The organism is Microvirga sp. HBU67558 (genome assembly GCF_018069605.1).
Lineage (GTDB): Bacteria > Pseudomonadota > Alphaproteobacteria > Rhizobiales > Beijerinckiaceae > Microvirga > Microvirga terrae.
This window is the reverse complement of the sequence record NZ_JAGPUP010000532.1, coordinates 16729-41259: the sequence shown is the minus strand read 5'-3', so window position 1 is coordinate 41259 and position 24531 is coordinate 16729. Positions and strand designations below refer to the sequence as shown.

Here is a 24531-nt window from a genome sequence, read left to right as displayed (position 1 = left end):
AAGCCATGACCGGGTGAAATGAGGTTCCTCGAGCGCACCGGACGGGAGTACGCCATGGACAGCAGGGAATCCGGGAGCAGCGATCGGGATGTGAGGCTCAAGGCGCCTGCCGACGCTCCGTTTCCCTTCGAGGCTCGGATCTCGGCCAGCGCCGAAGTTCGAACCTTCGAGCTGACGGGGCAGGACCCCGTGACGGGATCGATGACAACGCAACGGCACGATATCGTCGGTCGCGAGCAGGACCACTACCTCGACCTGTTCGAATGGATTGCGAACACCTTCGGCTCACGCCTCCCCCGCAATCGGAGCGACGGAGAGGTGTCTTCCCACGTGTTGCCTTACCGGGTGTTGCTCGACCGCAATATCGCGCCGGAGATCTGGTACGGGTACGGCGATCCTGCCGTCACCAAAGTCCCGGCTGCACGCACCGGCGACGGCGATTGGTACTATCTGTTCGTAACGTCCAACGACGCTCCGAACTCTTTTCCCATACTTCGCTCCCGGACACTCGATCACTGGGAGCTGTCCGGCTTTGCCTTTCCAAGCGGGAGAAAGCCATCCTGGGCGGAGGATGGGCTGAACGTCAGCGATTTCTGGGCCCACGAAATGCACATGGTCGGCGACCAGTTCTTCTTGTGTTTCACCGCGCGCGAGCACGGCGGTTCCCTGGCGATCGGATTAGCCCGCTCGTCGCGCCCGGAGGGGCCGTATGAGAGCGACCCTGCCCCTCTCGTCAGCGGCGGCGTGATCGATCCTCATTTCCTGGTCGACAGAATGGGGCGGACAATCCTGTTCTGGAAGGAAGACACCAACGACGTCTGGCCAAGCTTGCTGAGCGAATTCCTGCATTGCCGCGCGGATATGGTGGAGCGGCTTTTTCCCTTGCCCGAGGATCGCCGTGCGGCCTCGCTTGCGTCAATGCTCTGGCCCTGGGTGCGCACGCTCGAACCCATGGAGCGTTTTCTTGCACAGCAGGTCCTGATCGAGGCCGTCGTGTCGGACTTCACGGGATTCCGGCAACGACTTCAATCGCTGCCGGACGGCCGGCATCCGGACCAGACGCGGCAGGCCGTCGAGGCTATTCTCACCGCCCTGCGTACACTCATCTACGCGCAGGAATTCGATCCGGAGACCCGCTGCCTCACCGGCGACAGGGTGGTCGCACTCGAGAATGATCGTGATTGGGAAGCTCACCTCATCGAGGGTATTTGGGTCGAAGAGCACGGAGATCGGTTCTACATGTTCTATTCCGGCAACGACTTCTCGACCCCGGAATATGGAACGGGTGTCGCTGTTGCCTCCTCCCCGCTGGGCCACTATCGCAAGATGGAGCGTCCGTTGCTGCGCTCGACGCAAGAGTGGGTGGGCCCTGGCCATCCCTCGCTTACACAGGGACCGGATGGAGATCCGTGGCTTTTCCTGCACGCCTTCATGCCTGGGCAGGCTGGGTACAGAAAATTTCGAGCGCTCCTGGCCGTGCCGATATGCTTCGAACCCGAGACTGTGAGACTTCGCTGAGGAGCGTCGCGGAACGGGCCGCGCGTTCGCAACTGGTTGCACACGACCGATGGGATTTTGCGGATTACGCGACGTCGACGTTAGAGCTGTGTAAACGCCGCTCCTGTCGTGGCCTCGTATGCAGTCGGACAGAGATGCATCGAATGAAACGACATTGCGAATTCGGGATATTCAATTGACCGGTCCGCATCCCACCGCTAGCCTTCAGAAAAAATACCCATGCTATCGGAGGGAATCGTGTCCAAGTGGAAAGTTGCTCTATCGGCCGCCGCGTTGCTGACTCTGGGTACCGCGCAGGCACTCGCGCAGCAGGCCTTTCCCAGCCGCTACATCACGATGATCGTTCCCTTCGCTCCGGGAGGGCCGACGGACATCGTCGGCCGTATCGTGGCCGAGCATATGTCGCGCACGCTTGGGCAGCAGGTGGTGATCGAGAATGTCGCGGGCGTGGCAGGAACGATCGGAGCGGGCCGTGTCGCCAAGGCCGTGCCGGACGGCCATACCATCCTGGTGGGGCCGATGAGCACGATGAGCTTCTCGCCGGCTCTCTATCCGAAGCTCGCCTTCAATCCGCTCTCCGATTTCGAACCGATCGGCATTGCCGCCTCCGCGCCGATCATGCTCGTCACCAACAACGCCATTCCTGCGACAAAGCTCTCGGAATTCGCCGATCACGTGAAAGCGAACGCCGGTGCGCTGACCAATGGAAATGCCGGGGTCGGCTCGACGTCCCATCTCGCCTGCCTGCTGTTGAACAATCGTGTCGGCGCCTCGGTCACGCTCGTTCCCTATCGCGGCACGGGACCAGCGTTGCAGGACGTCGTGTCTGGTCAGGTCGGCTACCTCTGTGACCAGGTGACAAGCCTGATGTCACAGGTCCAGGCCAAGACGGTCAAGCCGCTTGCGGTGCTGGCCCCGACCCGATCGCCGGTCCTGCCGGATGTGCCCACAGCAAGCGAGGCTGGCATGAGCGGCATCGACATGGTGGTCTGGAATGCCCTGTTCGCGCCGAAAGGTACACCGCCCGAGGTCATCGAAAAGCTGAACTCCGCCCTGATCAAGGCCATTACCGACCCGGCATCGCGCGAAAGGTTCCTGCAGCTGGGAGCCGAACCCCCGCCGGACACCCAGCGCTCGCCGCAGGCCTTGCGCGAGATTCATGCCGCGGACGTCGCCAAATGGGGCGAGGTGATCCGGAGCGCCAACGTTTCGGTGGAATGAAGGCTCCTTATGGAGCCTGCCTTGTCGCCCGACAAGGGGGCCGGCAAGGGTGCTGGATTCGATCAGCATTCTCACGCGGGCGCTTGGTCGCGTGAGATCCATCTTGGACAGCCGGGTATAGCGTCTTTCCACAAATGCCTGTTGCAGCAGGACTCGAAACCGATACTCTGTCAGCGCGCCATAAAGCCCTGCCGTCCGCAACCAACCCGACCCGAGAGCCTCGATTTGATCATTTCACCGAGCACGATGGCCGAACAGCTGGCTGCCGAACACCGAAACGGAGTGAAATTCCACCAACTCCAGGGGATCAGGGGTCTTTCGGATGCCTATCGCGTGCAGGATGCCTATGTGGCATCGATCATCGCGGACGATACCCAGGCCGGCTACAAGATCGGCCTGACCTCCAAACGCATGCAAGACATGTGCGGCATCGATCAGCCGATCAGCGGCACGATCTTCGGCAGAAAGGTCGCGAGGAGCGGCATCCGCCTATCGTTGGCGGACTATAACCACCTCGGATTGGAATTCGAGATCTGCTGCCGCCTCGGCCGGGATCTGGTTCCAGCCGACAGTCCGGTCACCCCCGAGCAGGCTGGCGACGCGATCGATGCTGTTGCTGCGGCGATCGAACTTGTCGATGATCGCCATGCCGACTACAGCGTTCTCGATATCAACACGCTCGTCGCCGACAATTCCTGGAATGCGGGCGTCGTACTGGGAGACTTTGTGCCACCTCCCGCCCGCCTGGATGAGATGGAAGGGATTGCCTATCAGGACGGGGAGGAGATCGGACGCGGACACGGGGCGGATGCGCTCGGACATCCCTTCATACCCCTGGCATGGTTGGCAAACCACCTCGCGGCCTCGGGCCGCACCCTGCGAAAGGGCGACATCGTCATGACCGGCAGCATCGTCACGACGCGTTTCCCAAGCGGCCCCTTCACTTTCCGCTTCGACATCGGCGGGCTCGGAAGCGTTGAGGTTTACGGCGAATAGAGTGCAGCGGACCGGGGCCCTTTGGAGACGGGACAGGCAGACGCTGCGGCGGGTCCGATTTCCGATCCCGCCGCGTCAGCCTTGTTCCGGCGCCTATTGTTTCTGAACACCCAGCCGGATGACGTTCCAGGAAGCCGGCGCGAGCTTGACCTTCACCGTCTCGTCCCAGATCTCGCCCCCCTCGAGCGGAGTCGGCGCGATCGTATCCGGCGCATCCTTCGTGTTGACGGCCATCAGATCGTCATTGCGCATTTGATGTGCCTCCTTGACCGTCAAGCCGTCAAAGCCGCGGACGAGGGCTTCCACCGACAGGCTCGCGTCGAGGCTTCGGTTGAGCGCAAAGATGGTGACGCAATCGTCCTCGTGATTGTGCACGACCGACACCTTGAGATACGGCACTGCCGAGATCGGGAACCGGAGGTCGGACGTGCCGCGCGGATCGTAGTAGGTCGTCTCGTAGGTGGGCGAGCTCACCTTCGTTTGCAGCACGGTGCCGCGGCCGAAAGTGCTCATGTCCTTGAACGGATAGAAGATCGTCTGCCGCCAGGCAGGCCCGCCGGTCTCCGTCATGATGGGCGCGATGGCGTTCACCAGCTGCGCGAGGCAGGCCGACTTGACCCGGTCCGCATGGTTGAGAAGCGATATGCAGGCTCCCCCGAAGGCAAGTGCATCCTGCATGTTGTAGATTTCCTCGAGGATCTGTGGCGCGACCGGCCATCCGAGCTTCACCCGCCCCTCATTCTTGCGCCGAGTACGATACCAGACGTTCCATTCGTCGAAACTCAGCATGATGCGCTTGGGTGAACGACGACGGGCGGCGACCGCGTCGGCAATCGCCACGACCTCTTCGATGAAGCTGTCCATCAGATCCGGACTTGCGAGAAAGGCTGCAGTATCATCCGCATAGTTGTTCAGGTACGTGTGCAGGGAGATGTACTCGACGTGCTCGAACGAGTGGTCGAGCACTGTGTCCTCCCAACTTCCGAAGGTCGGCATGTTGCGCGAAGAGGAGCCGCAGGCCGCCAGTTCGATCGTTGGATCGATCCATTTCATGAGCTTGGCCGCCTCGGCGGCAATTCGCCCATATTCCCATGCGGTCTTGGTCTCCATCTGCCATGGGCCGTCCATCTCGTTGCCCAGGCACCAGAATTTCACGTTGTGCGGCTTCTCCCAGCCATGGGCACGGCGCAGATCCGACAGTTCCGTCCCGCCAGGAAAGTTGCAGTACTCCAGAAGGCGGCGAGCATCATCGGGGCCGCGGGTGCCGAGATTCACCGCCATCATGGGCTCGACGCCGGCTGCCTGACACCAGTCCATGAACTCGTTGGTCCCGAACGTGTTCGGCTCGGTGGACATCCAGGCGAGATCGAGCCTGCGCGGGCGGTTCTCCACCGGGCCGACCCCATCTTCCCAGTTGTATCCTGAAACGAAATTTCCACCGGGATAGCGGATGATGGTCGGGGCAAGCTCACGGACGAGTTCGAGCACGTCCTGCCGGAACCCGCGCTCGTCAGCGGTCGGATGCCCGGGCTCGTAGATTCCCCCGTAGACGCACCGCCCCAGATGCTCGACGAATGCGCCGAAGAGACGGGGATCCGTTTCCGCAATGGAGAAATCGCGGTCGATGGTGACTTTGGCTTCTTTCATGGAGAGACTCCGATCAGTGAGGAGGCTGCAAGCTCACTGCCGTGAGCCATCGTTGAGAGTGGGAATGGGTCAGGTTGCGACGGCAGGCACGCCACCCGTGAACCTGTCGTCCCGCCAAGCGTCATCGACCGACAGAACTGCCTGGCGAAGCTTGATCGAATAAGGATGCTGCGGGGCTGCCAGCACGGTCCGGGCATCGCCGCCCTCCACCACCCGGCCCTTCTGCATGATGATCAAGCGGTCGCTGATGTAATAGGCCGTGGCGAGATCATGCGTGATGTAGATGATCGACACTCCGAACTCGTCGCGGAGCTTCTTGAACAGGTTGATCACCGTCATGCGCAGCGACGCGTCGATCATCGAGACCGGTTCGTCAGCGACGATGAGGGACGGGTTGGACACGAGCGCACGAGCGATGGCAACACGCTGGAGTTGGCCGCCCGACATCTCGTGCGGGTAACGCCCCTGGACCTCGGCAAGCGACAGGCCGACTTTGTGCAGCGCCTCGTCCGCTCGCTCGGCCGATGCCGTGGGCGTCCGGCACTCCGTGAATCGCTGCGCCGCACTGAACAGATAGCGATCGACGCGCTTCAATGGATTGAACGCATCGAACGGGTTCTGGAAGATTGCCTGCACATGACTCATGAAGTCGAGCCGTGCGCTCCGGCTGCGGAGGTCGCGAAGATCCCGCCCTTGGAAGCGGATTCGTCCCGTGGTGGGAGCAATGCTGTTCAGGATCATGCCTGCGAGGGTCGTCTTGCCGCTGCCCGATTCACCGATGATGGTGAACACCTCAGGCTTGTCTGCCGTGAGCGAAAAGCTGACATCGTGCACGGCATGGTTCACCCTCCGCGACACGAAGCCACCTCGTGTGAAGATCTTGTTGACGTGCTCGACGTCCAGAAGGTTCGGCCTCATGCGCTCGCCTCCTTATGCGACCGTCCGGACCCTGGCAGGGTCGGCTTGAGCAACGTGGCAGGCCGTCCGATGCCCGGGCAGGATTTCGACCATGGGTGGAGCCTCGCGGCGGCAGACCTCGATGGCGAGGGGGCAGCGGGGGTGGAAGCGGCACCCCGGCGGAGGGTCGGCCAAACTCGGAGGAGAACCTTCGAGAGCCTTTTTCGGCGCCTCGTCCCCGATGCGCGGCAGGCTGGAGATCAGATGCGCCGTGTACGGGTGCAGCGGTTTCTTGAATACGTCCCTGGTACGACCCTCCTCGACCAACCGGCCCGCGTACATGATGCCGAGGCGGTCGGTCAGGTTGGCGTGAACCGCCATATCGTGGGTCACGAACAGGACAGAAGATCCGAATTCCTGCTGGATCTCCCGTATCATGGAGAGGACGCCTTTCTGCACGATCACGTCCAGAGCCGTCGTCGGCTCGTCGGCGATGATGAACTCGGGATTGCAGACCGTCGCGAGGGCAATGGTCACCCTCTGCCGCATGCCGCCGGACAGTTCGTGCGGATAGGCCTGGAGAACCGCGGGATCAAGGTGGAGTCGGCTCAGGTGCTGCTCCACGAGACGGGTAAAGTCCGCGCCCTTCGCGCTCACGTGCGGCAGCGCGAAGTCTTCGAAGGCGTGCCTGATCCGCCGCACCGGATTCAGCACGCTCATAGACCCCTGCATGATATAGGACAGGCGGCTCCAGCGAATTGCCGACAGTTCCTGCGGCGAAAGCTTGTAGATGTCCCGTTCCCCGTCGCTGAACGCGAAGCGCACCGAGCCTTCGACCACCCTGAGCGGGGGGCGGATTGCCCCCGCGATGGTCTTGATGAGAGAGCTCTTGCCGGAACTCGACTCGCCGGCCAGACCGTAGATCTCGTTGCGGTTGATCATCAGGCTGATGTCATCGACCGCACGGACTTCACGATCGACCCCGAACAGCTTCACCTTGTAATAAGCCTTCAGCCGGTCGACCGTGAGCAGCGGCACGGTCTGCGGCGTACTCAGTTCGTTGGGCGAAGAAATCGCTCGAAGTTCTGCGATCATGCCTGCCCTCCAAGACGGCTTAGGCGGCTGCGGGGATCGATATACTCGTTCATTGATATGGCCAGCAGGAACAGCCCGATGAACAGCATGATCACGAGAAGGACCGGGAACGTGACCCACCACCAAATTCCGGAAACCAAGGCAGTGTGCTGGTTCGCCCAATAGATCATACCGCCGATGGTGGGAGTGTTGATGTCCGTGAAACCCAGAACCGACAGCGTCACCTCGATGCCGATCGACCAGTTGATATTGTTCATGGTCGTCGAGAACACGATCGGCAGGACGAACGGCAGGTGTTCCTGGAGAACGATCTTGCCTGTACTCATGCCGGAGAACACGGCCTGGCGGGTGAACTCGCGGGTCCGCAGGCTCATCGCGACGGACCGGATCAGCCGCGCATCGTAGGCCCATCCCAGCAACGCCGTGATGATCGCCAGCATCGCCCATGTCATCTGATCCCGCATGATGAAGTAGAACAGAACCAGGATGGGAAAGAGCGGCACGACGACGAACGTATCGTTGATCGACATCAGGATCCGATCCACCCAACCGCCCTTGTACCCTGAGATGAGTCCGACCGCGAGGGATATGATCCGGCTGAGAAACGCCACCACGATGCCGAACAGAAGCGTGTTCCGGATTGCGAAGGTGAGCTGCCAGAACACGTCCTGACCCCGCGAGGTCGTTCCTAGCGGATGCTCCCAGGACGGCGGCACGTCGGGCGGCACGACATAGACGTCCATCGGCGGATAGGGCGAGAAGAAGGAGCAGAGCGCAATGGCCGCCACGATGAGCACCAGGAACAGTCCGATGGCGAACTCGGCGTTGTAGCGCAGGAGGTCGCGCAGGATTCTCAGCGTGTTCATCAGCGTGCCTCCACGCGCGGGTCGATCAACGGATAGAGAAGATCGATCAGAAGAACAGCCGCGGAGACGGCCACGATCGAAACGGTGGTAATGCCGAGAACCAAGCTGTAGTCACCGGAATGCACCGCGCTGATCAGGAGCGATCCGACGCCCGGGTAACCGAAGACCTGCTCGGTGATGATCGCACCGTTGAAGATCGCACCAAGCTGCAAGGCCAAACCCGTGACCTGAGGGCCAAGCGCATTGCGCATCACATAGGACCGCATGATCTTGCTGCGCTTGACGCCGGCCAGTTCAGCGTAAACCACGTAATCTTCTGTCACAATGTTGGACACGAGCGAGCGCATGCCCATGAACCAGCCTCCGATGCCGACGGCCATCAGCGAGAGGACGGGCAGGATCGAGTGCACGGCGACATCAAGGGCAAATGCCAAGGTATTGGACCGGTCTGACGCCATCGTGGCGCCTCCGCTGATCGGCAGAACCGGCCAGAGGAAGCCGAAGATGATGAGAAGAACAAAGGCGACCACGTAGTACGGGATGGGGTGAAGCCCCATGCTGAGGACGCCGAATGCCCGAAGGATGCGGCTGTTCCGATAGTATCCCGCGAGGCCGCCAAGCAAGTTGCCGAGAAACCAGGTCAGGAGCGTCGAGACCAGCAGGAGCCCGACAGTCCAGGGAAGGGCCCGCAGGATGAGCTGCGAGACCGGAGTTGGGAAGGCCGACAAGGAGGGCCCGAAGTCGCCGACCAGAACCCGCTTCCAGAAGCTGACGTACTGCTCCCAGGGCGTGCCCTCGAGACCATAGAGCTGACGCAGGGACTGCCGCATCATCTCGATGGCTTCCGGACTGGTTGCCCCGTAGGACGTCGCGGCCGAGATCGACTGCTCGACCGGATTGATCGGGGTCATATGGGTCACCAGGTAGGTGATGTTGATCCCGACGAAGACGACGACCGCGAACTGCACGAGCCGCTTGGACAGATAGGCCAGGTAAGCCTTCATGAACCGCTCCTTGTCTTCATGGATGAAGGAGATGTCGGAGCGCTACTGCTGCTTGGGCTTCAGCCTCACCATCATCGAGCGGGAGTTGCCCCAGTTCGGCACGGGGTTGGCATAGGGATTCTCTGCCGTCGGATATCCCGTCCAGTAGGTCTCATCCATGGCCGTGAAGACATTGTAGGCCATCAGCGGAATGATCGGCATCTCGCGAACGATGAGCTTCGCGTAATCGCGGCCGAGTTCGACCGTCCTCTTGTCGTCGAAGGAGATCCGGCGCACCTCCTCGATGATCTTGTCGAGGTCCGGATTGCTCCAGCGCTGCCAGTTGCGAGGAGATTGCGTCTTGCCCGGCGCTGCGACGAACTGGGAGTGCCAGCTATCGAGGAAAAACGACAGGTCAGGATGGCCGCCGTAGGTTTCGACGCTCCAGGAAATCAGCGTCTCGAAGTCGCCGGCGATACGTCGGTCGAGCATCGTGGTGCCCTGGGCGACCTCCGTCTTCGCATCGATGCCGAATTGACGCCACTGCTGCACGATCATGGTCCCGGCTCGGGTCAGGATCGGGCGGGAATCGCCCTCGACCATGAGCTTGATGGAGAACGGCTTGCCATCGGGCGTGTACCAGGCATTGCCGCGTTTCGTGTAACCGGCCTTTTCGAGGAGCTCGGTGGCCGCCTGCGGGTTCGGCTTCCACCAGCCGTAGCCGAAGGCTTTTCTGATCTCCGCAGGATCGGTCGGGATCTGCTCCTTCATCGTGGGACGCAGCATATCGGCGATTTGGTTCCCGATGTTCGGATCGTACGGCTTGACCTTGCTTTTGCCCGTGTCGATCTCGTACGACGCAAGCCACTCCTGGAGCGGGATGTGGTAATCGTCCGGATGAGTTCCGGTCGGCGGAATTCCGATCGGGGAAAGCGTTGCCGCTCCGCGATAGGACGCCATCGAGACTGCCTTGATATCGATCAGGAGAGCCAGAGCCCACCGCACGTCCTTGTTCTGGAACGCAGGGTTCTGCATGTTGAAGATCACGGACGGAAGGGTCGGGTCAGGGTGGGCGAACGGGAAGTTCGGGAACCACGTCTTGAGGCTTGGTGACTGCTTGGTCAGGGTGAACATGCCCTCGGGCGCGATGTCATGCACGACGTCCAGGTTATGGTTGAGCTGAGCGATCACGCGTTTGTCAGGAGGACCCGGATCGATATAGGCCGCATATTTCGGCCCAGGCTCGCCGTAACGACCGAGCGTGGTGCGCTGCCAGTCGTCGCGCTTCTGCCAGATGTACCATTTCCCATCGGGGTCGAAGCTGTGAAGCTTATAGGCGCCGAGTGAAACCGGTGGATTGAAATCGAACCTCTGGGGATCGGCCGCCTTCTCGAAGACATGCTTCGGCATCATCCAGATTGCATTGAACCTGACAGTGAAGAGCGAGTGGAATCGCGAGTTCGGCTTCTTCAGCTTGAACCGAACCGTCCACGGCTCGGGCGACGACACGCTCTCGACATTCAGCCCCAGCAGAGCACTCCAGCGCATGCCGGGATTCTTGATTTGGGTCTCGACCGTGTAGATGAGATCGTCGGCCGTGAACTCTACGCCGTCGCTCCAGTAGATTCCCGGACGCAGCTTGACCGTCATCTCGGTGAAATCTGCATTGTAGATCGGCTTCTCGGCGGCAAGGGAATTCTCCCAGACCCCGTCCAGCCCCCGCTCGGGATCGATGTACCAGAGCGTATCAAGCGCGAGTTGATGCAGTCCGGTGTATTGCCCGCCGGCATTGATGGTCCAGATGTTAAACCATCCAGGGTTCTTGATCGTCCCCTCGGGATTCTCGAGGATGATCGTCTCGTTTCGCGGTACACCCGGGACGTTGGTTTGGGACAGTGCGGTGGTCGCTGCCAGGGCCAGACCAGTGGCAACGGTAAGCATGCGCAGAATTCGCATTGGCGCTCCTCCAGGTTTGATTATTATCTTTTTTCTTAGTTAGCCCCGAGTTTCTGGCATCGGTCAACAGTAGCATTGATACATATCGAAACTTTCGATACATATGAGGCTCACTGAGAGGGCGGAACGCCGTCTATAACCCTTGAGCTGAGCGACCGCATGTCGGCATTCAAACGAAAATTCCTGACCCTGGTCGCCGAGGAGAGCTCTGAGACATTGCGGGGGATCGCCTCACCGGGCCGCATTCGGATCCTCAAGCTTCTGCGGGCACGAGGGCCACTGAATGTGAACGAGATCAGCGATGCTCTGGATCTACCTCAATCCACGATCGCAACCCACGTTCAAGTTCTCGAGCGTGCCGGGCTTATCGAAACGGAGACGATCAAGGCGTCCAAAGGCCAGCAGAAAATCTGCTCGATCCGTTATGACGAGATCATCATCCGGTTTGACGATCAGGATCCACTCAAGAGCAAGGACCACATCGAGGTTTCCATGCCCATCGGGCTTTATACAAGCTGCGATGTGAGCGCTCCGTGTGGGCTCTGCTCGACGGAGAGCGTTCTCGGCGTCCTTGATGTGCCCGACCTCTTCCTCGACCCACACCGCATGAATGCGTCGCTGATCTGGTTCAGACGAGGCTTCGTCGAGTACAAGTTTCCCAACAACGGCAAGGTTCTTGGCGCCAAGATCGACAGGCTTGAGTTCGTCATGGAACTATCGTCCGAAGTTCCGGGCACGAGTCTGGACTGGCCCTCGGACATCAGTCTCTGGATCAACAATGTGAAGGTGGGAAGCTGGATCTCGCCGAGTGATTTCGGCGACAAACGCGGGCTCTACACGCCGCAATGGTGGAAGCTGGAAGGCTCGCAATACGGCAAGCTGGTCACCTGGCAGATCAGCCGAAGCGGGACATCGGTCAACGATGTTCAGATATCCGACGTGACGCTCGACAAGTTGGAACTCGATAAGCACCATGGAATTCGCCTTCGAATCGGGATCGACGATACGGCTCGGCACCCTGGCGGCATCAACATCTTCGGTCGTGGGTTCGGGAACTACGACCAGGATATCGTTATGCGAATTCACCTGAAAGAGAAGCCTGGCGCTTTGCCGTAATTTGCCAACCGCAGAGAGACGGACGGACTAAGGTGGATTGTGGTCGGGGCCTAAATGTTGCAACGCACCATTGCTGTGTCCTGAGAAGGCGCTAGAAAGGATGCAAGCCTCTCCATTCGAAGCGATCATTCAAGCCCATGCTCTCGCCGTCACCCCAACGCGTAGGCCTCAGGCCGGACTACGCAACATCCGCTCCCATTGGCATGGAGCTTGCTTGTTGTCTGACCGTTAGCGCCGATCTCTCCCGAGGCTCTGATCGCTCTCAGCACCAACGTTGGGAGCGCAAGGCTTCGGGGATCCCGGAGCGGCACAATGGATAGCAGGACACCGCAACAGTTCGACTTCCTCCAGGATGGAGGTGAGACAGGGGCCTTGATCCGCAGCTATGACTGGTCCGAGACGTCGCTCGGCCCGATTCCCAGCTGGCCGCAAAGCCTGAAGACCACGGTCGCGCTGATGCTGCGGTCGCCCGTCCCAATGGTGCTTCTCTGGGGGCCCGATGGCATCATGATCTACAACGACGCCTATACGGTGTTCGCCGCCGGCCGGCATCCGCGCCTGCTCGGTTCGAAGGTTCTCGAAGGCTGGGCGGAAGTGGCGGACTTCAACGCCAATGTGATGCGGGTCGGCATGGCCGGCGGCACACTCTCCTACCGGGATGAGGAGCTGACCCTCTACCGCAAGGGCGTCCCCGAGCGGGTTTGGATGAACCTCGACTATAGCCCTGTGATCGATGAGAGCGGCAGGCCTGGAGGCGTGCTCGCGGTCGTGGTGGAAACAAGCGACCGGGTGAAGACGGAGGCCGCCCTTCGCGAGAGCGAAACGCGGCTTCGTGGCGTGCTCGACGGCATGGGCGAAAGTCTGGCGCTTCTCGACAAGGATTTCCGGATCGTCGACATGAACGCCGAGGCGTTGCGCCTTGAGGGCCGCCCGCGCGACGAGGTGATCGGCAAGACCCACTGGGAAGCCCACCCGGATGCTGATCCGGCCTTGGGCGAGATGTTCCGGCGCGCAATGGCAACCCGGGTGCCCGTCAACATGAGGCATCGCTATGTCTGGCCTCACGGTCGGGTGAGCTGGATCTCCATGCATGCCTACCCTGTCGGCGACGGTCTGGCGGTGTTCTATGGTGACATCACGGAACAGGTGGAGTCCGAAGAGCGCCTTCGTGAGAGCGAGGAGCGGCTGCGGCTGATGGCCGACGCAGTGCCGCAGATCATCTGGATCACCGACGCCGAAGGCAATGCTGAGTTCTTCAATCGGCAATGGTTTCTCTACACCGGAGCAGTCAACGGGCCGACGACCGCAGCTCAGACTGCCCTGGACTTCGTGCATGCGGATGACGAAGCCGTAACGATGCAAGCCTACGAGGAAGCGAGACGCACGGGTGGTGTGTTCGAGGTCGAGCATCGGATCCGCTCGAAGGAGGGTGAATATCGCTGGTTCCTCGTTCGGGCCGAGCCCTACCGGGATCTCCGAACCGGTGAGATCGTCCGCTGGTTCGGGGTGTCCATCGACATTCACGGCCGTCGGGTCGCGGAAGAGCACCAGAGCCTGCTCATCAACGAGCTGAACCACCGGGTGAAGAACACGCTGGCAACGGTCCAGTCGGTTGCCTCACAGACGCTGCGCAACGCCGAGAGTACGGATCAGGCCAAGGAGGCGCTCGAGGCGCGCCTGTTTGCCCTGTCGCGCGCCCATGACGTTCTCACCCGCGAGAATTGGGAGGGGGCGGATCTGTACGATATCGTCGAGCAGGCCGTCGCCCCCTATTCCAGCCGTGGAGAGGACCGTTTGCACCTGGCAGGCTCACGGGTTCGCGTTCCGCCCCGCACGGCCCTGGCGCTGGCGATGGCTCTGCAGGAGCTGGCCACCAATGCGGTCAAGTATGGGGCTCTGTCGAATGAAACGGGAGCGATCAGGATCGCCTGGAGCGTGCAGGCAACCCGGTCTGAGCCACGCCTCCATCTGAGATGGGAGGAGCGCGGAGGCCCTGCCGTTCGGCCGCCGTCGCGGCGTGGGTTCGGCTCCCGCCTCATCGAGCGGAGCCTGTCTCAAGATCTTGGAGGCACCACCCGGATCGAGTTCCCGCAGACCGGCGTCATCTGCACCGTGGATGCTCCCCTCGCCTAACAGCAGCCTCTCTGCGGGCCCACAGATATTGAGTATGGCAACCCGCTTCTGTTTGGCGCCTCCCGAGCGGAGCTCTCCCCCCACGCGGCCGAGGGCATGGCATTGTGAGCAATTCGCCTGCGCAAACGTGAACCCGCGCTGCGCCCGGCTCGATTTTGCGACGGGCATCGTCGAGGTGCAGGCAAGGGCAAGGCAGGTGAGCGTGAGGCGCCTCATCATCGACCCTCCTTCGCCCGGCGGGATTCCCCCGGCGCAACCGATACCACCTAGCGTGCCCTGCGCCTGGAGGCCTACGAAGAGAACCGTGGCTTCGTCCCGTCAGAGCCAAGCCTTGAGATGATGTCAGATACCACCGGCGCGTTGCGTAGGCAGGCCACCGAAGCCGGCCTTCACGAGCTTCGGCACAAGGCCGCTGTGGTCGATATGCGCATGGGTGAGGCAGAGAGCACCGATCCCAGCGGCGCGGAATGGGAAGTGATTGGAGTTGAGATTACTCTCCTCCTTCGAAACCTTGGAACATGCCGCGGTCGACCAGAACGCGGCCCGTCTCCGTCTCCAGCAGGAGCCGGTTACGGTGCGGGCAGCGCCATGGAAATGAGGGCGAAGCGACAAGGGACCCTCCTGGATACGAGAAAGCTTCGTGCGGTGAGGATCGCACCTTGGTACACCTGCTCGGAGCGCTTAGGTTTGATCCATGCCAAATCGGCGGAACGGCAGCGATCATGACCCCACCCGCAGCGTCATCTACCGACACCGACCCGATCATGGGCAAGCCCCATATCTAGCGAGAATTTATCCCCATTTGATCGGTTCTAAAGGGGGCCTGACAGTCAGGATCTGATGGGACCAGCCGGTGAGACGCGACATAAGCTGGACAATCGGATATGATGCGGATGTCAGCACAAGAATAGAGACACTTACCGTGGGCCTAGGGGGCGATCAGGGAGGGTGTCGTGACGCGTTGGCAGCCCGATTCCAGTTTCTATCCATCCCCGCGCCTGGCCCAAAAAGCCCCGCCCGAGACCCTGGCCTACGTGGCCATGTTCGACCCGGACCGGCAGCAGCCCGACGGCATCGCCGTCGTCGATCTCGACCCGGCTTCACCGTCCTACGCCCGGATCGTCGGGTCGGTGGCCATGCCCAATACGGGTGACGAACTGCACCATTTCGGTTGGAATGCCTGTTCGTCCTGCCTATGCCCCAACATGCCTCACCCTCATGTAGAGCGCCGCTACCTCGTGGTGCCTGGACTGCGCTCGTCGCGCATTCATATTCTCGATACGAAGCCTGACCCGCGCAATCCCACCATTGTGAAGGTGATCGAGCCTGAGGTGCTGGCCGAACGGACCGGCTACACCCGGCCGCACACGGTGCATTGCGGGCCGGATGGCATCTATGTCACGGCCCTTGGCAATGCGGAGGGAAAGGCACCCGGCGGCATCTTCATCATGGATCACGAGAGCTTCGAACCGCTCGGGCGCTGGGAAGTCGACCGAGGGCCGCAACAGCTTGCTTACGACGGCTGGTGGCATCTGGGATACGACACGCTGGTGACCAGTGAGTGGGGCACGCCCGACACCTTCGAGAACGGCCTTGTTCCCGAGATCCTGCTCGGTTCGCGCTACGGACGCCGCCTGCATTTCTGGGACCTGCTGAAACGCAAGCACCTCCAGGCAATCGACTTTGGTGAAGAGCATCAGCTCGTGTTCGAGCTCCGCCCGGCGCACAATCCGACGAAGGCCTATGGGTTCGTCAACTGCGTGATCAGCCTCAAGGATCTCTCATCATCGATCTGGACCTGGTATCGAGAGGGCGATCACTGGGCAGTCAAAAAGATCATCACCATCCCGGCCGAGCCCGCCAACCCGGACGACCTGCCCGACATGTTGAAGGGCTTCGGCGCCGTGCCGCCGCTCGTGACCGACATCGACCTCACCATGGACGACCGATTTCTCTACGTGTCCTGCTGGGGTACGGGCGATCTCCAGCAGTATGACGTATCCGACCCGTTGAACCCCCGGCTCACCGGCAAGGTGCGGATCGGCGGGATCGTCTCGCGCGCGACTCATCCCAAGGCGGCAAACGGGCATCTGACGGGCGGACCTCAGATGGTCGAGATCAGCCGTGACGGGCGGCGGGTATATTTCACCAACTCGCTCTACGGCCCGATCGATCAGCAGTTCTATCACCGCGGCTTCGAGGGCTGGATGGTGAAGTTGAACGCGGATCTGGAGGGCGGCATCTCGTTCGACGAGGACTTCTTCATCGAATGGCCCAAGGGGCACCGGCCGCATCAGGTCCGTCTCGAAGGAGGCGATTGCTCGTCGGATTCCTACTGTTATCCATGAGAGGCGCAACGCCACTGGCACGCGACCGGGAATGAATACGCTGTCGTCCACCCTTTGGTCCTGGCTGGCCCTTGCCGGGCTCGGCGCCTTTCACGGCCTGAACCCTGCCATGGGCTGGCTGTTTGCCGTGGCGCTTGGACTTCATCGGCAAAGCCGGTCGCTTGTGGTTCTGGCCCTTGCGCCCATCGCTCTCGGCCATGCTGCAGCGGTGGGGATCGTCCTGTTGGCGACGATCCTCTTCGGAACGGTTCTGGACGCGACACTCCTCGGCCGCTGCGCCGGGATCCTTCTGTTGGTTTGGGCGGCCACGCATATCATCGCCAGCCATCGCACCCCTGTCCGCATCGGGATGCAGACAGGATTGGCCGGCCTGACTGTGTGGTCCTTCATGATGGCCAGCGCTCACGGGGCGGGCTTCATGCTGATCCCGGCGCTCCTGTCGCTGTGCATGTCCTCCGGCGTGGACAGCGAGCTCACGACCTCTACCTCCCTCCCGATCTCCGTTGCAGCGCTCGCCGTACATACTGGAGCCATGCTGGCGGTGATCGGAGCCGTCAGCCTGATCGTCTATGACCAAGGGCTCGCCTTCCTCAGACGGGGCTGGATCAACCTGGATGTCGTCTGGAGTGCTGTCCTTGCAGGTGGCGGCATTTTTCTCCTGGCCACATGATGCCATGCCTCGAAGGGTCCCATCGACAAGCACCGACGCGGACACGGACGCTCATGACTCCTTCCGCTTCAAACAGATCTGGATGCCGACATGCGGTCTACCTCGCGGCTGAGCCAAAACCGCCGCGACAAGGTCAAGTGCGAGCACATGCAAAAGGATAGCCGGTCTGCGGCGGGTCACCCGGTGCAGCATCCGCGAGACCTCGTCGACCGCATAGGGCTTCTGCAGCAACTCGAAGCCGCGACGCCCTTCCTCGGCCAGAACATGGCTGTAGCCGGAAGTCAGCACCACTGGAAGACCAGGATAGCGCCGTCGGATTTCCCGCCCCAGCTCGATCCCGCTCATGCCGGGCATCACCACGTCCGAAAAGACCACATCGAAACGGGAAATATCCTCATCCAGCAGCTTGAGGGCCTCGCCCGCATGAGCCGCCCAGGTGGTCTCGTAGCCGAGATCCAGGAGAAGCTGCGTTGAGAACCGACCAACCTCGAGATTGTCCTCGACCAGCAGAACCCGGCAGCCCCGGCCTTCCTCCTCGTAGCGGCTCCCCCGCCGGTCACCCTCTGCGTCGGGCGCGATGCCCCTTGCGGTTCGCGGCAGATACAACGTAAACGAAGTGCCCTGCCCGACCATGCTCTCGACGGCCACATCGCCTCCGGACTGTTTGGCAAACCCATAGACTTGGCTGAGGCCCAGTCCGGTCCCCCGACCGACCTCTTTGGTGGTGAAGAAGAGCTCGAAGATATGGCCGAGCCTATTAGGAATACCCACGCCGGTATCGCCGATCGACACGGCCACGAACCGGCCGGGTCCACCCGCGTGCCTCCGGATTGCGGGCATGCTGGAGACGGAGTCAACACGCACCCTCAAGGTACCCTCGCCGTCCATGGCGTCCCGAGCATTCACTGCCATGTTCACGAGCGCGGTCTCGAACTGCGTGACGTCGGCTTCCACGAAGCAATGTTCGCAGGCGATGTCGATCACGATCCGAATGCGCGAACCCACGATGGTACGCAGCATGTCGATGACAGCGCGGATGCGCTCCGACACGTCGAACACTTCCGGCTTGAGCGCCTGCCGCCGTGCGAAGGCCAGCAGCTGCCCGGTGAGCTTGGAGGCACGGTCGACCGTGTCGGCGATCGCGTCGATGTAGCGGATCCGCCGCTCCTCCGGGAGGTTCGGCCGCCGCAGGAACTCGATGGAGGAGCGCACGATGGTGAGCAGGTTGTTGAGGTCGTGCGCCACGCCTCCAGTGAGCTGCCCCACCGCCTCCATCTTCTGCGCCTGCCGCAGCGCGTCCTCGGCCCGACGGTATTCCGTAACGTCACGGCCGATGCCGTAGAACACCCCGTCCCCCGGAACCCCCGTCCACGAGATCACCCGATAGCTACCGTCCGCGTGCCTGAGGCGGTCCTCGAAATCAACGAGGCGCTCGCCCCGAACCAGCCCCTCAAGGGCTACCGCACCCAGCACCCGCTGCCACGAGGGATTAACGGCGCGCCGCCGACCATCGAACCCGAACACGCCCATGAGTTCGTTCGAGTTTTGCCAGATACGATCGCGCTCGGCCGTGCGCTCGGCGATTTCATGCTCCAGTTCCTCACGCGAACGGGTGAGAACCTCGCGGGCCTCGACAATCTCCTGGATGTCGGTATAGGTGCCGAACCAACGCGCAATCCGGACGCTCTCCTCTCGGACCGGCTGCGCGCGGCCGAGCACCCACCGGAAGTGCCCGGAGCGGTGGCGCAGCCGGTATTCGCCCCGGTACGGTTCGCCCGTCGCCAAAGAATGGCGCCACACAGCTCTCATAGGCTCCTGATCTTCCGGATGGAAGAGGTCCGACAATACGTCGCCGTCGGTCGAACCCTCGGGTATGCCGGTAAAGTCGTACCAGCGCTGATTGAAGAAGTCGTAGCACCCATCGGCCCGAGTGGACCAGATCATCTGGTCGATCGAATTGGCAATCGCTTGAAACCAGGCCTCGCTCTCTCGAAGGGCCGCTTCCGCGTGCCGCCGTGCCGTGAGATCAATCGTGACCACGAGCAGGCTGCCGGGCCGCTCGTCGGAGACGTTCAGGCGCGTGATGTTGCTGTTGGCCCACATGACGGCGCCGTCGGGACGAACGTAGCGCTTGTCGAACGAGGCGGGCTCCCCCGTCTCCACCGCACGCGCAACCGCAGCGAGACTCGGTGGAATGTCGTCCGGATGTGTGACATCGGAAACGCTGCGGCCGAGCACGTCCTCACGGGAGCGTCCCAAAATGCGACAGAGCTCGTCGTTGACCTGGACAAAACGCCCATCAGCGCCGACCTCCGACAGGCCGACAGGGGCCTGCGCAAAGATGGCCCAGAGCTGTGCCTCATTGGCACGCAGCCGCTCTTCCGTCTGTTTCGCCTCGGTTACATCGCTGCGTTCGGCGAAGATCCCGAAGACGTGTCCATGGCTGTCCCGGACCGGCTGATACACGAAGTTGACGAAACGCTTTTCGGGCTTCGCTTTGGGGGCCCGCTTGAGCATGATCGGGATGCCGTTCCCGACGAACGTCTCGCCGGTACGGTAGACGGTATCGAGGATCCCCTTGAACCCTTGGTCCATGACCTCCGGCAGAGCTTCCAGCGCAGGCTTGCCCACAATGTCGCGGTGGCCCACGAGCTGGTAGTAGGAGGTGTTGACCATCTCAAACGTGTGATCGGGGCCCGTGAGCATCGCCATGAAGCCGGGCGCCTGATGGAACAGCTCGCGCAACCGTTCGCGTTCACTGGCGACCCGTCGCTCGGCCCGCACCTTGTCGGTGGTTTCCGTACAGGCGCAGAACATGCCGGCAATGGTGTCGGTATCCTCCCATACAGGATTGTAGGAGAAGCTGAACCAGGCATCCTCGCGGTGGCCGTTCCGCTCCATGGGGATCAGGAGATCCTCCTGCCCGACCGCCCGGCCAGCTAGGGTGCTGTCGACCAGAGCCTGGATCTGCTCCCAGATATCGGACCAGACTTCGTTGAACGGCCGACCCAAGGCATGAGGGTGCTTGGCGCCGAAGATCGGCGCGTAATCGTCATTGTAGAGAAAGGCGAGGTCCGGTCCCCAGGCGATGAACATCGCCTGCTTGGCGTTGAGCATCAGGCGCACCAGGGCGCGCAGGGAATACGGCCAGGTGCGAGGCTCACCCAACGGCGAGGTTGACCAATCATGCGCGCGCATCCGCGCCCATTTCACCACCGCGAGAGAGAAAGTCGGGGGCTGCAGGCGCCTCGCTGGGCAACCTATCAAAGATCTCCTGGGAGAATTGCAAGCATCCCTGTTTGCGCCTGTCCAGTTCATCGAGGCGCGGCAACGCAGCCCAGGTGGGGTGACAAGCACGGCGATACCGGCCGGGGACAACCTTGCTGCCGACAGGAGGCCTGTGCGAAACGTTTCGGGCTGTGGGGATTTTCATGATCTGGACAAACCAGAAGGTAGGTGACGCTTTGTGACCCCGGCCAGCCCTCAGCTCCACCAAAGCAGCAGGCTGTTGAGGGTCTCTTCAATGCGGCAGGGCTGCGCTATCACCGCCACTCCTTCGAGAACTCGACCACCGGAAAAGGCCCTGCGGCAGGAGGTCGCCAGCTAGGCCTGAGCAAAGGCGGGCGGGAATGTAAACTGCACCCTGGGATCTCTTCGCCGAAGCACACGGGTTTCTCACTTGCATAGTTGAACCTTGGCCGTATCTTCCCTAGACAGGAGAAACCGCTCCCTTTCTCCGGCGCCGGTCGGGCTTGCCAATCTGGACGTGTGGCGGCAATGTCAGCTCAGCTTAGGCCTTCAGCGGGTGTCTGTCGGGATATTGTCCTGTCAGGCTTTAGGACATGGGGAGCGACCAAATCATGATCACGGACGGTGGGAATGCCAATGCCGGAGGGGTCGACGACGTCGCTTTACGCGGGCGGGTGACGCTTCTGAACCGCAGGTCGTTTCTGATCGGCTCGGCGGTCAGCGTGGGCGCGGTGGGGCTGGCCGGCTGCGTGACCTCCGACGGCATGAGCTTCGCCGAGGCTTCGAAGGTCTACGGACCGGTGCCCGACGAGAAATTCCCGATCCCGGCGGTCGACGTCAGCAAAGTCGATCCGAAATATTATCGCAAAACCGTACGCTACGACACCAAAGAGGCGCCCGGTACCATCATCGTCGACCCCGCTAATTACTACGTCTACCGTATCGAGGACGACGGATATGCCACCCGCTATGGCGCCAATGTCGGCCGCGACGGGTTCCGATGGAGCGGTGACGCCTATGTCGGGCGCAAGGGCGAATGGGCGACCTGGACTCCCCCAAAAGAGATGATTCGGCGCCAACCGGAGGCGGCCAAGTACGCCGGCGGCATGCCCGGCGGCCTCGACAATCCGCTCGGGGCCCGCACGCTCTATCTCTATCAGAACGGCGCATATACGCTCTATACGATCTATGCCAGCAGCGATGCCGAATCGATCGGAACAGGCATTACGAGCGGGTGCGTCGGCCTGCTCAGTCAGGACATGATCCACCTCTATTCAAGGACGCCGGTCAAGACGAAGGTAGTCGTCCTGCCGGCGTAGCAACGGCACCCGGCACGAGTCGAGAGCGGCCAGCTGCCGTCATCCTGGCCCAACGGCACTCTACAAGCGAACCGTTCCTTCAAACGGTAAAAGCCCAGGCTCCGGGGCGAACGGACAGGATGCCTTCGCATCTCCGCCTCGCGCACTACGGGCCTGGGCTGATCGGGTCCAGACGGGCGCCGGCATCGTCAGGCAAGCACAGGAACAGCTCGTGCCGGATTACATCCGTCCTGACACGGGCTCATCGACGCTGGCGGTGACGCCCGCCCCCGTCGAAGTCCACAACAATGTCCGCTGGGTCAGCCTGATATGGGGATCCAGGCGATATGACGCAAGAGCCACTGCCGCAGTCTGCACAGCTGGGTGGAACGCCCTACCGGCATCCTGCGTTGGCACAGCAACGCTTCCTGAGGACAGGGCCTCGCAGCGGGTCCCATACTGGGCGAGGCTCCAGTTCGCTTTGCACATGAAGTGGCATGCAGGATCTTTCCGGCTCAGACCGCATAACGACCGTGACCCGCCGTTCCTGCAGCGACCACAGCGCCGGCACAGTGAGGATCGGCACCGCGTCCTGGAGCATTCCGAAGGTGCATGCAGTTCTTTTTCCGGCGAAGGGATCCCACCTGGAGCGCTATGGCGCCGTCTTCAATGCGGTAGAGATCAACTCCTCGTTCTATCGCCCGCATCGGCGAGCCACCTATGAGCGCTGGGCGGCGTCGGTGCCGGAGGACTTCCGCTTCGCCGTGAAGGTCCCGAAGGCCATCACCCACGAGCGCCGCCTGAGGGGCGTGGGCGACCTGCTGGATCGGTTTCTGTCAGAGGCTGACGGCCTTGGACCCAAGCTTGGTCCGCTGCTGGTTCAGATGCCCCCGAGCCTGAGGTTCCAGCCAGATATCACAGACCATTTTTTGCGGGACTTGAGGAGCCGGACCGAGGGTGGCGTCGTCTGCGAGCCGCGACATGGCTCCTGGTTCACACGGGAGGTCGAGTCTCTGCTTGTCGAGCTTCGGATCGCCCGCGTGGCGGCCGACCCAGCACCGGTTGTCGGCGCCGACGAGCCCGGCGGATGGCGTGGGCTGTCGTACTATCGCCTCCATGGCTCGCCGCGCATCTACTACTCGGCCTACAACGCGGAGTATCGTGAAGCCCTTGCGAAGGTGCTGACGAGTGATGCCGCCGCGGGCGCTCAAACCTGGTGCATCTTCGACAACACAGCGGCCGGCGCGGCGACCGATGATGCCGTAAAGACGAGGAGGCTGGTGCAAGCCGGCTAACCGTCTCCCGGATCGAAGCCTTTGGTCGACAGCCCCTATGATCCCCTTGAGTTCCGCAGCATCCGTATAATGACCGAACGAAGATCGCACCCGGGCACTTGCGGCGGAGGTCCGCCATCCTCCGCGAGAGGTCGTTGAGCGAGAAAAGGAACTTTCCTCCGTCGGAGATCCGCCAGCCGCGCCCCTCGCCTGGCCGCTCGATTGTAGCGCTTCTCCCGTCTCCGCACATGACCAACATCGGCCGTTGTCTCATCCTTTTCCCGATGGAATCTCAGGTGTTCACCTGATTTCGGTTTCCCGCCGCGGAGCTAAGCTCTCCTCGAAGCAGCCAGCTCGAATTACGGGGCCGGCACAAGTCAAAGTTCGCGCCTGAGGGAGAACCTGCCATCCACTGCTCCTGGCTGGTTCTGGTACGACACGAGCCTGCGATGCGCCCCGGAACATCCGGGGCTTCGGCCCCCAATGAGGAGGATCCGATGGATCTACACAACACTCAGAACATCCACCGCTGCGTCGCCGAGGGCATCGGCACCTTCTGGCTCACCTTCGCGGGCTGCGGCAGTGCCGTCATTGCGGCCGGCTTCCCCGACGTGGGCATCGGACTGCTCGGCGTCTCCTTGGCCTTTGGTCTGTCGGTGCTGACCATGGCTTACGCCATCGGCCATATCTCCGGCTGCCACCTCAACCCGGCGGTGACCATCGGCCTGGCGGCAGGCGGGCGCTTCCCGAGGCAGGACATCCTGCCCTACGTCGTCTCGCAGGTGATCGGCGCAGTAGTCGCCGCGGCAACGCTCTACGCCATCGCCACCGGTTCCCCCACCTTCGACCTCGCCAAGGGCTTTGCCGCCAACGGCTACGGTGCCCATTCGCCCGGCCAATACAGCCTGCTCTCCGGCCTCATCGCCGAGGTGGTGCTGACGATGATGTTCCTGTTCATCATCATGGGCGCCACCCATGGCAAGGCACCCGTCGGCTTCGCGCCCATCGCCATCGGCCTGGGCCTCACCCTGATCCACCTCGTAGGCATCCCGATCACCAACACCTCAGTCAACCCGGCCCGCAGCACCGGCCCGGCTCTGTTCGTCGGCGGCTGGGCCCTGGCGCAGCTCTGGATGTTCTGGGTTGCGCCGCTGATCGGCGGAGCGCTCGGCGGGATCCTCTACCGCTGGCTCAGCGAGGAGCCGTCCGCCCAGGTCACCGGCATCACTCCCGCCGAACCGGCGGAGTAGCAGAGGCAAGATGA

Annotated in this window: 17 protein-coding genes and 1 pseudogene; 10 read left to right on the top strand and 8 right to left on the bottom strand. The window is 62.0% G+C overall.

The genetic code is table 11. The features are described 5' to 3' along the window. Nucleotides 1-54 precede the first annotated feature (54 nt). The 3 genes from KBI52_RS18330 to KBI52_RS18320 all read left to right on the top strand — a co-directional run bounded on the left by KBI52_RS18330 (nucleotide 55) and on the right by KBI52_RS18320 (nucleotide 3735). Nucleotides 55-1518 carry a family 43 glycosylhydrolase gene (locus KBI52_RS18330; protein ID WP_210809824.1) on the top strand — a complete coding sequence of 488 codons (1464 nt, stop codon included), beginning with the start codon at nucleotides 55-57 and terminating at the stop codon, nucleotides 1516-1518. A 237-nt stretch (nucleotides 1519-1755) separates the two neighbouring features. Then, nucleotides 1756-2739 carry a tripartite tricarboxylate transporter substrate binding protein gene (locus KBI52_RS18325; protein ID WP_210809813.1) on the top strand — a complete coding sequence of 328 codons (984 nt, stop codon included), beginning with the start codon at nucleotides 1756-1758 and terminating at the stop codon, nucleotides 2737-2739. A 21-nt stretch (nucleotides 2740-2760) separates the two neighbouring features. After that, nucleotides 2761-3735, top strand: coding sequence for a 2-keto-4-pentenoate hydratase (locus KBI52_RS18320; protein WP_210809779.1), 975 nt, complete (start codon nucleotides 2761-2763; stop codon nucleotides 3733-3735). A 93-nt stretch (nucleotides 3736-3828) separates the two neighbouring features. On the opposite strand, the gene KBI52_RS18315 is transcribed toward KBI52_RS18320, so the two are convergent. The 6 genes from KBI52_RS18315 to KBI52_RS18290 all read right to left on the bottom strand — a co-directional run bounded on the left by KBI52_RS18315 (nucleotide 3829) and on the right by KBI52_RS18290 (nucleotide 11179). Next, nucleotides 3829-5382, bottom strand: a complete 1554-nt coding sequence (locus KBI52_RS18315) for an alpha-N-arabinofuranosidase (protein WP_210809757.1) — start codon at nucleotides 5380-5382, stop codon at nucleotides 3829-3831. 69 nt (nucleotides 5383-5451) lie between these two features. Then, complete coding sequence (locus KBI52_RS18310) at nucleotides 5452-6300, bottom strand: ABC transporter ATP-binding protein (protein WP_173947336.1); 849 nt, start codon at nucleotides 6298-6300, stop codon at nucleotides 5452-5454. A gap of 12 nt (nucleotides 6301-6312) precedes the next feature. Further along, the gene (locus tag KBI52_RS18305) at nucleotides 6313-7374 is read right to left on the bottom strand and encodes an ABC transporter ATP-binding protein (RefSeq protein ID WP_210809748.1); all 1062 of its coding nucleotides are present in this window, start codon (nucleotides 7372-7374) and stop codon (nucleotides 6313-6315) included. Then, nucleotides 7371-8240 (bottom strand): ABC transporter permease, encoded by an 870-nt coding sequence (locus tag KBI52_RS18300; protein WP_173947334.1) that lies wholly within the window; start codon nucleotides 8238-8240, stop codon nucleotides 7371-7373. The genes KBI52_RS18305 and KBI52_RS18300 overlap by 4 nt, the downstream gene beginning before the upstream one ends. Next, the gene (locus KBI52_RS18295; RefSeq protein ID WP_210809739.1) at nucleotides 8240-9244 is read right to left on the bottom strand and encodes an ABC transporter permease; all 1005 of its coding nucleotides are present in this window, start codon (nucleotides 9242-9244) and stop codon (nucleotides 8240-8242) included. Before KBI52_RS18295 ends, KBI52_RS18300 begins: the two co-directional genes overlap by 1 nt. 42 nt (nucleotides 9245-9286) lie before the next feature. Further along, nucleotides 9287-11179, bottom strand: a complete 1893-nt coding sequence (locus tag KBI52_RS18290) for an ABC transporter substrate-binding protein (RefSeq protein ID WP_173947332.1) — start codon at nucleotides 11177-11179, stop codon at nucleotides 9287-9289. A 159-nt stretch (nucleotides 11180-11338) separates the two neighbouring features. On the opposite strand from KBI52_RS18290, the gene KBI52_RS18285 reads away from it, so the two are divergent. Together KBI52_RS18285 and KBI52_RS18280 are read left to right on the top strand one after the other, a co-directional pair. Next, a complete protein-coding gene (locus tag KBI52_RS18285; RefSeq protein ID WP_173947331.1) occupies nucleotides 11339-12295 on the top strand; it encodes a transcriptional regulator in 957 nt (318 codons plus the stop codon). Nucleotides 12296-12607: 312 nt separating this feature from the next. Further along, a complete protein-coding gene (locus tag KBI52_RS18280) occupies nucleotides 12608-14428 on the top strand; it encodes a PAS domain S-box protein (protein WP_210809731.1) in 1821 nt (606 codons plus the stop codon). Between the two features lie 372 nt (nucleotides 14429-14800). Here the strand turns inward: KBI52_RS18280 and KBI52_RS33040 are convergent. Further along, nucleotides 14801-15040 (bottom strand): annotated as a pseudogene (locus KBI52_RS33040) (MBL fold metallo-hydrolase); the annotation flags it as partial. 341 nt (nucleotides 15041-15381) lie between these two features. Between KBI52_RS33040 and KBI52_RS18275 the strand changes: the two are divergent. Then, nucleotides 15382-16776, top strand: a complete 1395-nt coding sequence (locus tag KBI52_RS18275) for a selenium-binding family protein (protein WP_173947329.1) — start codon at nucleotides 15382-15384, stop codon at nucleotides 16774-16776. Nucleotides 16777-16807: 31 nt separating this feature from the next. Beyond that, complete coding sequence (locus tag KBI52_RS18270) at nucleotides 16808-17446, top strand: hypothetical protein (protein WP_210809720.1); 639 nt, start codon at nucleotides 16808-16810, stop codon at nucleotides 17444-17446. Between the two features lie 51 nt (nucleotides 17447-17497). On the opposite strand, the gene KBI52_RS18265 is transcribed toward KBI52_RS18270, so the two are convergent. Continuing rightward, a complete protein-coding gene (locus tag KBI52_RS18265; protein WP_247654484.1) occupies nucleotides 17498-20614 on the bottom strand; it encodes a PAS domain S-box protein in 3117 nt (1038 codons plus the stop codon). Nucleotides 20615-21306: 692 nt separating this feature from the next. Here KBI52_RS18265 and KBI52_RS18260 point away from each other — a divergent pair. The 3 genes from KBI52_RS18260 to aqpZ all read left to right on the top strand — a co-directional run bounded on the left by KBI52_RS18260 (nucleotide 21307) and on the right by aqpZ (nucleotide 24517). Further along, nucleotides 21307-22014, top strand: a complete 708-nt coding sequence (locus KBI52_RS18260) for a L,D-transpeptidase (protein WP_173947326.1) — start codon at nucleotides 21307-21309, stop codon at nucleotides 22012-22014. Between the two features lie 512 nt (nucleotides 22015-22526). Continuing rightward, the gene (locus tag KBI52_RS18255) at nucleotides 22527-23288 is read left to right on the top strand and encodes a DUF72 domain-containing protein (RefSeq protein WP_259060550.1); all 762 of its coding nucleotides are present in this window, start codon (nucleotides 22527-22529) and stop codon (nucleotides 23286-23288) included. 476 nt (nucleotides 23289-23764) lie between these two features. Then, nucleotides 23765-24517, top strand: coding sequence for an aquaporin Z (gene aqpZ / locus KBI52_RS18250; RefSeq protein ID WP_173947324.1), 753 nt, complete (start codon nucleotides 23765-23767; stop codon nucleotides 24515-24517). Nucleotides 24518-24531: the final 14 nt, after the last annotated feature.